The 13738-nt window shown below is 65.8% G+C and carries 12 protein-coding genes and 2 pseudogenes; 7 read left to right on the top strand and 7 right to left on the bottom strand.

The window, feature by feature from the left end; all coding sequences use genetic code 11:
- Positions 1–89 precede the first annotated feature (89 nt).
- Complete coding sequence (locus tag M8I34_RS25680) at positions 90–296, bottom strand: hypothetical protein (protein WP_250052892.1); 207 nt, start codon at positions 294–296, stop codon at positions 90–92.
- Between the two features lie 686 nt (positions 297–982).
- Here M8I34_RS25680 and M8I34_RS25675 point away from each other — a divergent pair.
- From M8I34_RS25675 to M8I34_RS25660, 4 genes are all read left to right on the top strand, one after another.
- Positions 983–1492: a helix-turn-helix domain-containing protein gene (locus M8I34_RS25675; RefSeq protein WP_250052890.1), complete on the top strand. Its 510-nt coding sequence runs from the start codon at positions 983–985 to the stop codon at positions 1490–1492.
- Positions 1493–1740: 248 nt separating this feature from the next.
- Positions 1741–2241 carry a hypothetical protein gene (locus tag M8I34_RS25670; protein ID WP_250052888.1) on the top strand — a complete coding sequence of 167 codons (501 nt, stop codon included), beginning with the start codon at positions 1741–1743 and terminating at the stop codon, positions 2239–2241.
- A gap of 122 nt (positions 2242–2363) precedes the next feature.
- On the top strand, positions 2364–3551 hold the full coding sequence (locus tag M8I34_RS25665) for an MAB_1171c family putative transporter (RefSeq protein WP_250052886.1): 1188 nt from the start codon (positions 2364–2366) through the stop codon (positions 3549–3551).
- Positions 3552–4006: 455 nt separating this feature from the next.
- Positions 4007–4807, top strand: a complete 801-nt coding sequence (locus tag M8I34_RS25660) for a trans-aconitate 2-methyltransferase (protein WP_109893298.1) — start codon at positions 4007–4009, stop codon at positions 4805–4807.
- A gap of 383 nt (positions 4808–5190) precedes the next feature.
- Here the strand turns inward: M8I34_RS25660 and M8I34_RS25655 are convergent.
- The 3 genes and pseudogenes from M8I34_RS25655 to M8I34_RS25645 all read right to left on the bottom strand — a co-directional run.
- Positions 5191–5451, bottom strand: a pseudogene (locus M8I34_RS25655) (hypothetical protein); the annotation flags it as partial.
- A gap of 123 nt (positions 5452–5574) precedes the next feature.
- Positions 5575–6111, bottom strand: a complete 537-nt coding sequence (locus M8I34_RS25650; RefSeq protein ID WP_284050808.1) for a tyrosine-type recombinase/integrase — start codon at positions 6109–6111, stop codon at positions 5575–5577.
- A gap of 93 nt (positions 6112–6204) precedes the next feature.
- The gene (locus M8I34_RS25645) at positions 6205–7512 is read right to left on the bottom strand and encodes an IS256 family transposase (RefSeq protein WP_374210987.1); all 1308 of its coding nucleotides are present in this window, start codon (positions 7510–7512) and stop codon (positions 6205–6207) included.
- A 719-nt stretch (positions 7513–8231) separates the two neighbouring features.
- Between M8I34_RS25645 and M8I34_RS25640 the strand changes: the two genes are divergently transcribed.
- Entirely contained in the window at positions 8232–8558 is a 327-nt protein-coding gene (locus tag M8I34_RS25640; RefSeq protein WP_250052874.1) for a helix-turn-helix transcriptional regulator, read from the top strand.
- 427 nt (positions 8559–8985) lie between these two features.
- Entirely contained in the window at positions 8986–9387 is a 402-nt protein-coding gene (locus tag M8I34_RS25635; RefSeq protein ID WP_250052873.1) for a hypothetical protein, read from the top strand.
- A gap of 720 nt (positions 9388–10107) precedes the next feature.
- Here the strand turns inward: M8I34_RS25635 and M8I34_RS25630 are convergent.
- From M8I34_RS25630 to M8I34_RS25620, 3 genes and pseudogenes are all read right to left on the bottom strand, one after another.
- Complete coding sequence (locus tag M8I34_RS25630; RefSeq protein ID WP_250052871.1) at positions 10108–11025, bottom strand: AraC family transcriptional regulator; 918 nt, start codon at positions 11023–11025, stop codon at positions 10108–10110.
- Positions 11026–11095: 70 nt separating this feature from the next.
- The gene (locus tag M8I34_RS25625; protein WP_250052869.1) at positions 11096–12004 is read right to left on the bottom strand and encodes a zinc-binding dehydrogenase; all 909 of its coding nucleotides are present in this window, start codon (positions 12002–12004) and stop codon (positions 11096–11098) included.
- Positions 12005–12778: 774 nt separating this feature from the next.
- Positions 12779–13457: pseudogene (locus tag M8I34_RS25620) on the bottom strand (transposase family protein); the annotation flags it as partial.
- A 92-nt stretch (positions 13458–13549) separates the two neighbouring features.
- Here M8I34_RS25620 and M8I34_RS25615 point away from each other — a divergent pair.
- Positions 13550–13738, top strand: a 189-nt coding sequence (locus M8I34_RS25615; protein ID WP_250052868.1) for a hypothetical protein, incomplete at its 3' end; no start/stop codon positions are given.

Below are 13738 nucleotides of genomic sequence, written 5' to 3'. Positions count from 1 at the left end.
TGCGGACGCAACCATGCGGTGCAGGGTGTTCTGCTCCTCCGTCCAAGCGGGCAGTTCGTTCTCGCCCTGGCGGCGGTAGTGCGGAATGGTCAACCTTTGCCTTGATGACCGCCGTCGGCGATCATGAGCGTGGCACCGACGGCGTTCTGGGCGCCGAATTCGGCCCAAGCTCGGCAGTCGTTGCAGTTGTGGGGGCAGCCGTCCGTGCAGCGCTGCGTATCGCCACGAAAGCTGAAGCCATAGGAAGACGGTGACAGCAGCAGCTGCAACGGCAAGTCGCCGATCTTTAATCCCATCTGCTAATTCCATGAATAGTCCGGGGTGCGACGCCCTTGCGAGCCCTTCCCCCCTTCCCCTTTCAATCCGTGCGTCCCAGGGAGTCGGCTGAAGAAGCGAGGTACAGGTCCATCACTTCTCCCCTCCTTCGCCGCAACCACCCCTACCTCGTGGCCCGCCATGTACGGTCCAGGTTCATGTAGGGAGGCAACAGGAGCCATCGCCACCCTCGCGCGGTCCTACTTGCCATCGCGCCGCAGGTGAACTGGTCTCCCGGGCAGTCAACTGACTATCTCTCGCCGAAGGCGTGAGGCGCTGGCCTGTCACGCTGTCCTCATCTTGAGACCGGTGTCGTTCGTAGTGCCGAACCGACCAGGGGCACTGGGTATGTGGCCTTCGTCCAGCCACTGCCCGGGCAGTGGGATAAGTCGCCGTGACAATCAACACCGACGGGGCCGTTGACACGCTTCGGCGTCAGCCCGCCACCCTGTGGGTATCTCACGAACGAGTCGCACCGCGAAGATCATGAGCCGTCAGCCTCCGACGCCATCCCGAGGTCAACCTCAGCAGTCCTGAGGTCTATCGCCATTTCCCGATACTCCCTCTTGAGGTTCACCCCCATGGGTGAAGACCATAGACGGGACAGACCACTGTTGCAACAAGCTGCGTATGTGTTGCAACATACTGCAAGACGAAGAGGAGGATGATGCACGCTAACCAGCCGTCCGCCGGGGAAGCATCACAGTCGTTCCTCGACCACCAGGCCCATGCGGCGAAGGCCGCGATCGCTGTGCGGCTGCGGCACGTCCGTCAGCACCACCCGGAGGGCCCTTTCAGCCTGGCCAAACTCGCCGAGTTGTCCGGGGTCTCCAAGCGCACACTGGCCTCGGCGGAGTCCGCCGAGGGGGCGAACCTCACTATCGAGACTTTGGTGAAGGTCGCTCACAGTCTCGGCATCCAGCGCTGCGCCTATTTCCTTGACGAGCATGTATTCCAGCAGATCAATAATGAGTTGGAGGCGCTCAAGGGGCTGCATCGGCAAAAGTTTCAGGGGCTCACCCTGCGAACGTCTCACCCGACCCCCCATCACACCGCTGCCGATCAGCTCTCGCAGCTTCTGAGCGGGATCATCGACGCCGCAGCCCAGGCTCGCGATACCCTGCACGGCGCACCGCTGACTGAAAACGAAGTGAAGAGTCGTTCCAGCGGTGCGTAGATATCTGTGCGAGACAGTTGACCCTCTGGGCCCTACGGCGCTGGCGGTCCTGGGAGCTTGGACAGGGCCGGGTTTCTTCCAGCGTCGCGAGACGTCGCGCCACGTTTCCGGAATGCCATATCAGGTGCGGAGGGAGGGAGCAGATTCCGGTACTCGCCCCAAAGAACAGACCGACAGAAGGCTGGTTCTGAAGCATGCATCGAGTAGACGTTTTCTACAGGTGTCCAATTGGGGAGCAAGGTGACGCTATGACCGCACGGCAGACCCGCAAGCGGTGCCAGGCGTTAGTCAACACACTCGAACTGCCCAGACCGTTCTCCGTGGATGCACTTGTCTGCGAGTTATCCGCGCATCGAGGCCGACCAATCCGGATTCACACCGTGCCGATCAGCGACGCGACCAACGCATGCGGCCTGTGGGTCTCCACCGACGTCAGCGATGACATCTACGTCGAGAAGAAGACCACCAAGTTCCACCAGGAACACATCATTCTCCACGAGATCGGCCATATCCTGTGGAATCACTGCATCACCGACCAGGAAACCCGCAGTGCACTCAGCACGCTCTTCCCCAACCTCAGCCCAGATATGGTCGGTCGACTCCTAGCGCGCACCAACTACACCACTGAGCAAGAGCAGGAAGCCGAGCTCATGGCTAGTCTGATCCACGCCACCGCGAAGAAACTCGTTCGCCCGCTGTCGACCGGAGTGTGCGGCGAACTCGAAGCCGCCCTGGGGATTCGCAGGTAGGAGACATGGGCAATCATTCTCTCTGCGAGCTGGGTTCCCGTGTGGAACTCCCCAGCGCACTTCCCCCGCGTGATCATTAACGGCCGACGTTATATGAACTAAGACTGCATTGGGATACAAGGATGCCTGAGCTTATCCGCTTGGTATTGCTCTACTTATGCTGGGTGGTTGTTATCGTCCGCGTTTCTGCGTTGCGGTCGAAGGAACAACGTCCGCTATGGTTTGCGCTGCTCATGCTGGCCCTAGGCATGACAATGCTGCAGCAACCAGCAAAACGAGCAGTCCAGCACCTCACTGATCTTCCGCATATCGCAAATCTGGTGTCGAGCCTCATGGCGGTCGGAGTTGCGACTACCATCTTGACATTCGCCGCACGAGCCTACCTGGCAGGCAGATCGCCCCGCACCCCGTTCAGACGGTCCCATTTAATCTCCTGCGGAATGACGCTCGGGATCATGATCGTAATGTTCTCGATCGTCACGATCCAACGAATTCCCACGAGGGACCGATTCCTCCCCGTTCCCGGAACATTCACAGTACACAGCATTTACTGGGCAACCTACCTGACGTACATGCTGATCGTCACCGGCATTACGTCGGCCCTGCTTGCCATAATCCTGTGGACGGTCCGCTCGCGGCTTGTACGAATACCGGTAACCCTTCTGGCGATCGCCACCAGTGCATTCATGGCCTTTCTCGGTAGCCGAGTAGTAGCCGTATTCACCTACTCGACCAAGCTCATTGAGTACGGCACATACATATCATCGGTCCACACCGTAGGCGTCGCCCTGGGCTGCTCGATAGCAGCTTTCACACCTATAATTCAAGGCTTTGCTTCATGGCGCAAGGCCAATACGCTTTATCCCATGTGGAAGGCCTTGTGCACCGCCCTACCGCATATTGCGCTCTATCCTCCCCGCTCTCGACTCGTCGACGCGCTCCTGCCGCACGGCAGTCAGTTGCGGCTGCACCGCCGACTCGTCGAGATCCGTGACGGACTACTGATCATGCGCGGCTGGGCCAGCCCGGTCGACATCGACCGCATACTGGCAGTGATGGCCGAAGAGGAGGTCCCCCGTGACCAATCCGAGGCCGTGGTGACAGCGTGCTGGCTCAAGGTGGCGTTGGCGGCACACCAGGCATGCCTGCCACATGCACAGCACACACTCGACCTAGCCCGCCAAGGCGGGAGCGATGGGGATTCCGAACTCGACTGGCTCCGTAAAGTAGCCAACGTCTGGTCGACACCCCTGGTAGAGCGCTGTGTGTCCGCAGTCAACACTCACCGCCCACAAGGAGAAAGGGCCTGAGGGGGCATGGACCGTCCTGATGTCAGCCCCCGCTTGGTGACCCATCCGTCCACAGCCCGCGAACGATCACGCCGGTTCAACCCCACTTGAACTGGGCTGGTAACACCGATGACCTGCGTCAGACTGTCATCGGTACCCGGTGCGAGGTGAGGCCAGACAGGGAGCGCCCGTACGGCCGTTGATACTCCGTCACAACAGCCGCTGTCCTCCCCGGCCCTGCCGACAAGCCCTGGCGTCGCACTGCCTTATGGATTCACCGCGTGCACGAGTGCGGCCGTTCCGCGCCGGGCCGTTGATGCACCGGGCAGGGGTCATGAAGTATCGTGACGGCGCTGGCAGTACCGAACCGTCAGGTCCCCGCGATCGCGGCGTGCCCTCGTGCCGCCGGGCGAGGCACCGGCCGTCGGGGCCCAGCCCGCCGGCACACCGCTGAGGACGAGGACGCCGACACACTCATGAACGCGCAATTAAGGACCGATGCGTACAGCACGGGCCCGTTCAGCATGGACGAGCTCACCGAGCGGGACCGGCTGCTGCTCTTGGAGCAGACCAAGGACCCCGCAACGATCCACGCCCTGGAGTCGCTTCCCCTGCTCGAGACGTGGCGATGCCTCGAGATCGGCGCCGGTGCAGGATCGATCGCCCACTGGCTCGGCGAGAGGTGCCCACAGGGCCATGTCATCGCCGCCGACATCGACACCCGGAACCTGGATCCACACCGTTCACCCAACGTCGAGGGCCAGGAAGTCGACATCTCCACGCACACGTTCGCCCCGTCCTCCTTCGACCTGATCCACGCACGGGCCGTTCTCTGCCACCTCCCAGCCCGGGACGAGATCCTCGCGCGCGCCCTCGAGTGGCTCGCCCCCGGCGGCTGGCTGCTCGTGGAAGACGTCTACACCCTCCCCGTGGGCTCCAGCCCCTACACGGCCATGAACCACTACGCCGCGGCCGCCCGCCACGCCGCACAGGCACGGGGCGCAGACATGCAATGGGGCAGCAAAATCCCCGGCATCCTGGCCACACTCGGATTCGGCAACGTCACCGCAGAATCCCAGCTCCGCCTCGTGGGCACGGGCGGAGCCCTGGATGACCTCTGGCGCATCAATCTCCAGCAGGCCGGAAGGCATCTCGTCCGCGACGGGCACCTCGCCCAGAATGACCTCGACGCATGCCTGGCACTCCTCGACGACCCGAACTTCACCGACATCCGGTACATCGGCATCACCGCCAGGGGCCAAAAACTCCCGGCGTAGCCCCCGGGACATGAGGTGGCAGGAGGTAACTGATCAGTACGAGCCGAGGACGCTCTGGTTGATGCGGCAGCGGCTCGCATCGCACTGAGCAGGAGGCTGCGGGCGGGGCAGATATCCACACCGACGCCGTAGAACTTCGCGCCCGCTGCGAACGCCGCGGTGACCTGACCGCTGGAGGGGCCCTTCCGTACGAACTTGGCGGTTCAGTACGAAACCTACGCTCGTCGCCTTTTACACCACCTTCTGGACGCGACCTGGTCGTTGGGGGTCATGAGGAACCTGCCTGGCGAAGGTGGTGGGCGGTGGTGGCGTGGCGGCCCGCGACGTCGGGGAAGGACGGCATGCCGAGGTCAACGGCGGCGATGCGGCGGGCGATGAGGTTGTCAAGCTGGTCGAGTTTGGTGTTGCCGCGGCGAGGCTGACCTTGAGCCCTTCGGCTTCGCCGGCCCAGCCTTCGCGTTCGGCCTCGGCGATGCGGGCGATGAGGTTGTCGCGGATGTCCACCAGTCGCGGTCGTTGCGATGGATCGGCTCGTAGGAGTGGACATCGGATGCAGCTGTGCTCATGGATGCAGCTTGCTGGGTGGCCGTCCAAGAGGCGCAGAAGACCAGCAGCTTGGCGGTGAAGTTGATCCACAGCAGCAGTGGCTCAGATTTGATCATCGTGGACCTATGTCGAGCCCGCGACTATGCCGAGTGGTGTGCTCGCCGCCTTGGGACAACTGGCCTGAAGGCCGTGTTGCTCGGCATAGTTGAGGCGGTGCGGCGTCAGAGACGGTCGAGGAACGCGAGGACCTTGTCGGCGGGTTGGTATCGGCCTGGCCGGACAGTGACCGGTGTGGTGCGGGCGAGGGCCTGTTCCTTGATGGTCGTGTCGGCGTGGACATAGGCGTCGGTGGACCGAACGCCGGCGTGACCGAGCCAGAGCGCGATCACTGTCGTGTCAACTCCGGCCTGCAGCAACGACATTGCGCAACTGTGCCGCAAGACGTGCGGATGGACACGCTTCTCCAGCAGGGACGGACAGACTTTCACCGCCGCCGACACGTGGGTGCTCAGGCGCTGCGCGACAGCGTCTCGGGTCAGGCGACGTCCGGTGCGGGTGCAGAACAGCGGGTCGCCGCCTCTGTCGGCGCGCTCGTTAAGCCACGAACGCATCAGGTCCTGGACGGGGCGGTCGAGCGGGACGGCGCGTTGTTTGCGCCCCTTCCCCTCGCATTGGACGGCGGCATCGTCGCCGAGGGCGATATCGTCGCAGTTCAAGCTGGTCAACTCGGGGACGCGAAGACCGGTTTGAACGGTCAGTCGGATGGGCGCGTCGGCGATGGCGAGCCAGCGGTTGGCTTCGTGGGCGAGGGGGGGTCTGTCAATCGAACGGTGTATCGAGGGTGGTTGGGGTTACTGACGGGCTGCGGAAAGCCGGCCGTCGAAGGTGATGTCGAAGGCGTTCAGAGCGGTCTTCCAGCGCAGGGTCCAGCGGGTTTGTCCCCTGCCGGTGGGGTCCAGGGACTTGATCGCCATGTAGACGCATTTCAGGGCGGCGGTCTCGTTCGGGAAGTGGCCTCGGGCCTTGACCGCCCGCCGGATCCTGGCGTTCACCGACTCGATCGCGTTGGTCGTGCAGACGATGCGGCGGATCTCGGTGTCGAACCGCAGGAACGGGGTGAATTCCTCCCACGCGTTCTCCCAGAGCCGGACGATCGCCGGATACTTCCGGCCCCACGTGTCGGCGAACTCGGCGAACCGTTCGAGCGCGGCCTCCTCGGTCGCGGCGGTGTAGACCGGCCCGAGGACACGCGCGATCTTGTCCCAGTCCTGGCGGGCTGCATAGCGGAAGGAGTTCCGCAGCAGGTGGACGACGCAGGTCTGCACGATCGTCTTCGGCCAGACGGTCTCGACCGCGTCGGGCAGGCCTTTCAGCCCGTCGCAGACCAGCATCAGAACGTCGTTCACGCCGCGGTTCTTGATCTCGGTGAGGATGTGCATCCAGTGCTTGGCGCCCTCGCCGCCGTCGCCGGCCCACAAGCCGAGGATCTCGCGCCGGCCCTCGACGGTGACGGCCAGGGCCACGTAGATCGGCCGGTTGGCGACGGCACCATCGCGGATCTTCACGTGGATCGCGTCGATGAACACGACCGGATAGACCGGGTCGAGGGGCCGGTTCTGCCATTCGGCCATACCATCGAGGACCTTGTCGGTGATCGTGGAGATCGTCTGGCGCGAGACATCGGCGCCGTAGACCTCGGCCAGGTGGGCCTGGACCTCGCCGGTGGTCAGGCCCTTCGCGGACAGCGAGATGACCATCTCGTCCACCCCGGTCAGACGCTTCTGCCGCTTCTTGACGATCTTCGGCTCGAACGAGCCGTCGCGGTCACGCGGCACGGTTATCTCCACCGGACCGACGTCCGTCAGTACGGTCTTCGCGCGGGTGCCGTTGCGCGAGTTGCCGCCGTTCTTCCCTGCCGGATCGTGCTTGTCATAGCCGAGATGGTCGGTGATCTCGCCCTCCAGGGCGGACTCCAGCAGCCGCTTCGTCAGCTGCTGGAGCAGTCCGTTCTCGCCGGTCAGCTGCAGTCCCTCGGCCTGGGCCCGGGACACCAACTCGTCGATCAGCCGGTCGTCCACCGCCCTCGCCGACTGAGGCTCTACTGCCTCGCTGATCTCGGCTTCGGCCACGTTCTCACTGGTCATCGGTGCATCCTCCATGATCGGGAGTTACACCGAACGATTTACAGTCCCGGGGGCAGACTGCGAATCTGGTGGCTGGCAAGCCCTTGAGATGCCGGCTCATCTGGACCCGGACGGTCGAACGGGTGATGCTGCATCACCTCGATGAGGTGAAGCCCGCTCCTTCCTGGAGAACTCGCCCTTCACCGACGAGCAGAAGGCCGACATCGGCCACCGCAACTGGGAACGCCTCACCGCCCGCGCCAAGCGCCCGACGGCCTGAAACCCCCAGGGCCGGCCGGAACGCCACCGAGCGCTCCGGCCGGCCCTCACGGCCCCACGGACCTCGGCGCACGCCGGATCTGTGGCGAACGCGGTCTTGCCATCCTTGCCTGACGGCCCCCCGCGCTCAGGCGCCGGGACAGTCGACCCCCGCCTGTCGGCAACCAGTCGGGCTCTCTGGCCGTCCGAGCGAGGCCCGCGGATCGGGGTCCAGCGGTTGGACTCCCGCTTCGCCGCCTACCGGGACGCCGTCGGTCTGGCCCCCGCGCTGGAGTTCCACTCGTTGCGCAGTCCTACATCACCCACCTGGTCGAGGACGGCCACGACCCGCTGTTCGTCCAGCAGCAGGTCGGCCATGACCACGCTTCTACCACCGCGATCTACACCTGCGTCTCCTCTGATTTCCGCACCCGCTCACTGTGTCGCGTCCTGGACGCCACCATCGAGGCCGCTCTGGGGCCGGGAAGGACCTCCTGATGCCACGCCAGATCAGCTACCGGTGGCGCCTGCGCGAACTGATGGCCGCCCGTGGCATGTTCACCGTCGCCGAACCGATGCCGCACCTGACCGAACGCGGCATCACACTGTCCTCCTCCCAGGTCCACCGCTTGGTCTCCGGCACTCCCGAACGGCTGTCCCTGCCGGTGCTGGCCACCCTCTGCGACATCCTCGACTGCACGCCCGCCGACCTGATCGCCACCTCAGCCCAGAACCTGCCAGCCCGACGCGTCGCCGGCGAGGAGGCGCCGATCAATCTGGCCGCCCGGCGGCCCGCACGGGTCCGCCTGACACCCGAGGGATGAGCAGTGACGCCGGAGGAATACGAGCGGTGGCATGTCCGGACCTGCGCACGCTGTGGCCGGCGGGCGGCGAAATCCGCCGAGTGGTCAGACGGTCCGATCTGCCGGACCTGCACGAACGCGCGAGGCGCGTCCGCGGTTGCTGCCCCGGCTGCCGAACTGACCGACTGTTGCCGGGAAGAAGCGATGCTGGTGCACCGGTCTGCCGCGACTGCGCGGGCATCGTCCGCGACTTCTTCTGCGACCGCTGCGGCTTCGAAGGGCTCTTGCTCGGCAGGCGCCTATGCGAACGCTGCACCCTCGCTGACATCCTCGGCCGACTCCTCGACGACGGCACCGGCCGTGTCGCTCCTTCACTGCAACCGCTGGTCACTGCCCTGCTGGAGATGGCCGGCCCAAGAGCCGCCTGATCTGGCTCCGCAACCCCAACGTGGTCCGTCTCCTGCGGGACCTGGCCACTGGCACCGTCCCGCTCACCCACGACGGGCTGCACCAGGAAACACCCTGGCGAACTGTCGTCCACCTGCGTGATCTGCTGATGGACAGCGGCGTCCTGCCACACGTCGACCGGCAGCTCATGCTCTATCAGCGTTGGCTGACCGAACGGCTCGCCACCATCGAGGACCCCGAACACCGTCGTCGTCGTCTTCAGCACTTCGCCACCTGGCACCATATGCGGCGCCTGCGGAGCATGGCGGAGAAGGGACCGCTGGGACACTCCCAGACCAGCCAGACGAAACAGGAAATCACCCAGGCCGACGCCTTCCTCACCTGGCTTGCCGACCGAGGCCACAACATCGAACACTGCCAACAGGCCGACCTCGACGCCTGACACACGGAGAAGCCGGCCACCCGGCGCCCGGCCCAGACATTCCTGCGCTGGTGCATCAAGACGAGCCGGATGTCCCGCCTCACCCTGCCACCCAGGTCATCAACCAGGACCAGACGCCGCTGCACCTGCATCGCCGACTCGCCATTCTCCGACGGGCCCTCAACGACGATTCTCAGCCCCTGCGGGCCCGGGTCGCCGCCGCCCTCGTTCTCCTCTACGCGCAACCCGTCACCTGCATCGTCCGCCTCACGTCGACGACGTCCTCGACGACGGCGCCACCGTCGCCGTCCGGCTGGCAGATCCGCCGTCCCCACTGCCGGAGCCCGTCGCTGACCTCATGCGGGCCTACATCCAGTCCCGCCGGCAGTCCCGCCGGCACCTGCCCTACGCCAGCAGCAGAAGCCCACAGTGACTCTTCCCCGGCCGCCGGCCCGGACAGCCGACGAACCCGGTCAGCCTCCAAGCCCACCTGCGGGAGATCGGCGTCCCGCCACAGCGCGGCAGGACCTCCGCGATCCGACAACTCGTCCTCCAGGCCCCGGCCCCGTCATCGCGAAGGCCCTCGGTTACCACGACAAGACAGCCCCCCGCCTGGTCACTGAAGCCGGAGGAACCTGGAGCCGATACGCCTCCGGCGACCACACACGGTGACACCAGGCACGGCCTCAACGAGGAATACGCGACACCTCAACATGCGAGCACACCAGTCCCGAGGCCGGATCACTTGCGAAGTCGAGAACGGTACTCGCCAGGGGCCGTGCCTCGGGCACGTCTGAAGGCACGGCTGAAAGCGTGCGGAGAGCCGTATCCGACCGCGCCGGAGATCGACTCGACCGGCTCATCGGTATCGCGGAGCCGGACGGACGCCAGGTCGATGCGCCACTGCGTCACGTACGCGCCCGGCGTCTGTCCGAGGGCGGACCGGAAGCGCCTGGACAGCGTCGCCCGGGAGACGCTCGTCGCAGCGGCCAGGGTCTCCGTGGTCCAGGGGTGTTCCGGTTGGGCGTGGACACATGCCAGAGCGTCGCGCACGACCGGATCACGCATCGCTCCCAGCCATGAGCCGGACTGCTCCTGCGGGTGGCGGGCCAACCAGGCGCGTACGAACTGGACGAGCAGAAGGTCGATGATGCTGTTGACGGCGGCGGTGGTGCCGATCTGCGGCTGTGCGAGCTCCGCAGCGAGAAGTTCGACGGTCCTTCTGAGCTGCGCGTTCTCCCGGGCTGTGACGTGCATCGGCCGAGCGAGGGAGGTAAGCACCGGTGTGCGCACCTCCGGGTCCTGCTCGTAGTGCAGCACGATCACTTCCGTCTCTACCGGCGCCGAGCCCAGACGCAGGGCTCGGCCATCGCCAAAAGACCGGGCCGCCGCCTCACGGTCGCAGGAACCCATCGTCACGCCGGCGCCGCCGGCTATCCCGTGTGCGGTGCCCGGCGACACCAGGATGGCGTCTCCGGCCTGCACCTGAAGAGGATCCTCGCCTGGGACGTGGAGCCACAGGGTGCCGCGGGACACCACGTGCAGTGCCGCTCCTGGAGAGGAGTCCAGCCGCAGGCCCCAGGTTCCTCCGGCCTTCAGCATGATCCCGAGCGCCCCACGCGCACCCGAAACACGCAAGACCTCCGCCAGCACATCCATGGGTCCATTCTCGTCCACCACGGCGAACCGCCCACCGGCAGGCGAGGCGCATGTGTCCTCGTCCACAGCGTCAGGCCACGTCAAGAACGGCCTTTCCGTGCACCTTCCGCGCGAACAGCGCCTGGACAGCGTCGTCCACGTCCTGCCAGTCGCCTCGCAGTCCGACCGGTGCCGAGAGCCTCCCGGCGGCCATGAGGCCCAGCAGGTCCGTCAACTCCCCGCCGGTCGGCGTCATGTCGCCGTAGGTGGCGATGCTGCGGGGTTCGCCGAAGCCGAACAAGGTCCCTGACGGGAACGTGGTTTCCTGCCCCGAGGAGTAACCGACCAGGTGGATGGTGCCGCCCTCGGCGAGGGAACTCCAGGCCTGGGCCACCAGTGGTCCGCCGACCGTGTCCAGGACGAGGTCGAACCGGTCCCCGGTCTCGGCCAAGTCGGTCAGGACCTTGTCGGCGCCGAGTTCACGGAGTCCGACGGCCCGCTCCGGCGAACCGACGAGTGCCGTCACCCGGGCGCCCGCCAGCGCCGCCAGCTGGACGGCGAAGTGCCCCACGCCCCCGCTGGCGCCGGTGATCAGAACGTTGCGCGCCAGCAGGGAACGCTTGCGCAGCACCCGGAATGGGGTGACTCCGGCGATCCCCAGCGCGGCGGCGTCGGCCAGGTCCACGCCCTCGGGGACGGTGCCGAGCGAGGCGGGGCTGACTGCCACCCGCTCCGCCCACGCGTGGGGAGCCATTCCCACTGCGACGCGCGTACCTTCGGGCGGCCCCGAGCCGTCGGATGCGGCGCGCACCACGACGCCGGCCGCGTCGTGACCGTGCACAGCGCCGGCCGGCCACTGGTCCACGTAATTCAGCTCTCCGAAGTTGAGACCGATGTGCCGTATCTCCACCAACGTCTCACCGGCGGACGGTACGGGCTCATCGACATCGGCGAACCGGACGGGTCCGGCCTCACTGTGATCGACCACAAGGGCGCGCATAAGGGGTGTGTTTCCTTCTCTCGTGGGTGCGCCTGAACACTCGGCGCTGCAGCAGATCGAGTGCGCAAATGCCGCACTGCCGTCTTCTTGAAACCCTACGCAGGACCGGGACAGCGACCAGACCCGTGAGAATCAATCAGTTGACGATCTGTGTCAGTGCGACTCGCGGCGCGTCGAGCCCGGCACCCGTCCGGTGGATGACGCTGTGACGGGCACAGACACGCCCGGCAATAATGATCTTGAGGCGTCAGCTTCCGTCGGGCGGCGGGGTCGGGCTGGGCGACTTGCCGGGCGACCGCGTCGACGCCGGGGGGGCGTTCCGCTCCAGGGAGGGGACGGAGATGTGGCAGGAGCGGGCCAGGAGCATCGAGGTGAAGGTGCCGCTCCGCGCGGGCAGCCGCGCGTTCGGCCAGCGCCTCCAGCAACGACGGAACGTCAATGACCGCGATGGGGACGGCAGGGGAGCACAATCGCCGATTCCGCCCCCAGGGATCCGGGCAGTCTCCAAGCCCACTTGCGGGAGATCGGCGTCCCGCCACAGCGCGGCAGAACTCCGCGATCCGCCAACTCGTCCTCCAGGCCCCGGCCCCGTCATCGCGAAGGTACTCGGTTACCACGACAAGACAGCCCCCCGCCTGGTCACTGAAGCCGATGGAACCTGGAGCCGATACGCCTCCGGCGACCACACACGGTGACACCAGGCACGGCCTCAACAAGGAATACGCGACACCTCAACATGCGAGCCCACCAGTCCCGAGGCCGGCCTCAGCCGCGGATCTTCCAGGTCTTCATTCGGGCGAAGACGTGCTCGACGCGGGCGCGGACCTGATTGTGGGACTTGTTGTGAGCCTGCTTCCAGTCGGGAAGCTCCTCGCCCTGGCGGTGCCGGTGGGGCATCACGAGTCCGGTGCCCGGGTAGCCACCGTCGGCGATCTTCGTTGTCGTGCCGACGGCAGCTTTCGCGCCGGACTCTTCCCACGCCTTGCAGTCGTTTCGATTGCCGGGCAAGGGCCGGCCGACCACCACGACAAGGCGGGTGTCAGCGTCTATGACGACCTGGTGATTGGTGGAGTACCGGTAGTTTTTCGACTGCTCGGCGACAGCGTGATCGTGGGTGGCGCCAGGTGCCGTCGACGATCAGCGCGGTGTCCTTGGCATACTGCTTGCGGGGCTGGAGGGCGAGCATCGGCCCGAGGTGATCGATGATTCGGTCCGCCGCCGACTTGGAAACCCCGAACAGTGGGGCCAGTTGGCGCATGGTCAGGTTCGTGCGCCAGTAGGCCGCGACCATCAGCGCCCGGTCCTCCAACGGCAGGCTCCACGGCCGGCCCTTGCGGACCGCGTCCGCACCCTCGCGCCGCAGCACAGTCACCAGCTTCCCGAACTGCCGCGGGCCCAGCCCGGTGAACGGGGCTATCCAGGACGGCTCCGAAGCCGTGATCACACCAGCCATAACAAGATCATCCCACTGTGACCGGTTTGCTCAGGCGCCTCAGAGTCGCCCTTCGCTGATCCATCCCGCGATCACGTCGTACCCTCCCCGCCATGACAATCGATGTCCTCGCCGAGGATCTCCAGCCCGGCGACCTCCTGGAGCTCTCGACCGAGTTGGGCACCCAGATCCTCCGGTTGACCCATGTGGAGCGGCGTACTCAAGGCATCAAGTTCATGGGTCGCAATCACCAGGGGGCGCTCTACTCCAGCGGCATGAAGTACGGCGAGCTGGCGCGGTGC

The organism is Streptomyces sp. MCA2, from assembly GCF_023544705.1.
Classification (GTDB): domain Bacteria; phylum Actinomycetota; class Actinomycetes; order Streptomycetales; family Streptomycetaceae; genus Streptomyces; species Streptomyces decoyicus.
The sequence above is the reverse complement of the archived record's forward strand: the minus strand, read 5'-3'. Positions and strand labels throughout refer to the sequence as shown.

Coding starts and splice junctions, on each gene's coding strand:
- M8I34_RS25665 (WP_250052886.1), top strand. CDS start 2,364: ATGCCTGAGCTTATCCGCTTGGTATTGCTCTACTTATGCTGGGTGGTT.
- M8I34_RS25645 (WP_374210987.1), bottom strand. CDS start 7,512: ATGGAGGATGCACCGATGACCAGTGAGAACGTGGCCGAAGCCGAGATC.
- M8I34_RS25660 (WP_109893298.1), top strand. CDS start 4,007: ATGAACGCGCAATTAAGGACCGATGCGTACAGCACGGGCCCGTTCAGC.
- M8I34_RS25680 (WP_250052892.1), bottom strand. CDS start 296: ATGGGATTAAAGATCGGCGACTTGCCGTTGCAGCTGCTGCTGTCACCG.
- M8I34_RS25675 (WP_250052890.1), top strand. CDS start 983: ATGCACGCTAACCAGCCGTCCGCCGGGGAAGCATCACAGTCGTTCCTC.
- M8I34_RS25630 (WP_250052871.1), bottom strand. CDS start 11,025: ATGGATGTGCTGGCGGAGGTCTTGCGTGTTTCGGGTGCGCGTGGGGCG.
- M8I34_RS25670 (WP_250052888.1), top strand. CDS start 1,741: ATGACCGCACGGCAGACCCGCAAGCGGTGCCAGGCGTTAGTCAACACA.
- M8I34_RS25640 (WP_250052874.1), top strand. CDS start 8,232: ATGCCACGCCAGATCAGCTACCGGTGGCGCCTGCGCGAACTGATGGCC.
- M8I34_RS25625 (WP_250052869.1), bottom strand. CDS start 12,004: ATGCGCGCCCTTGTGGTCGATCACAGTGAGGCCGGACCCGTCCGGTTC.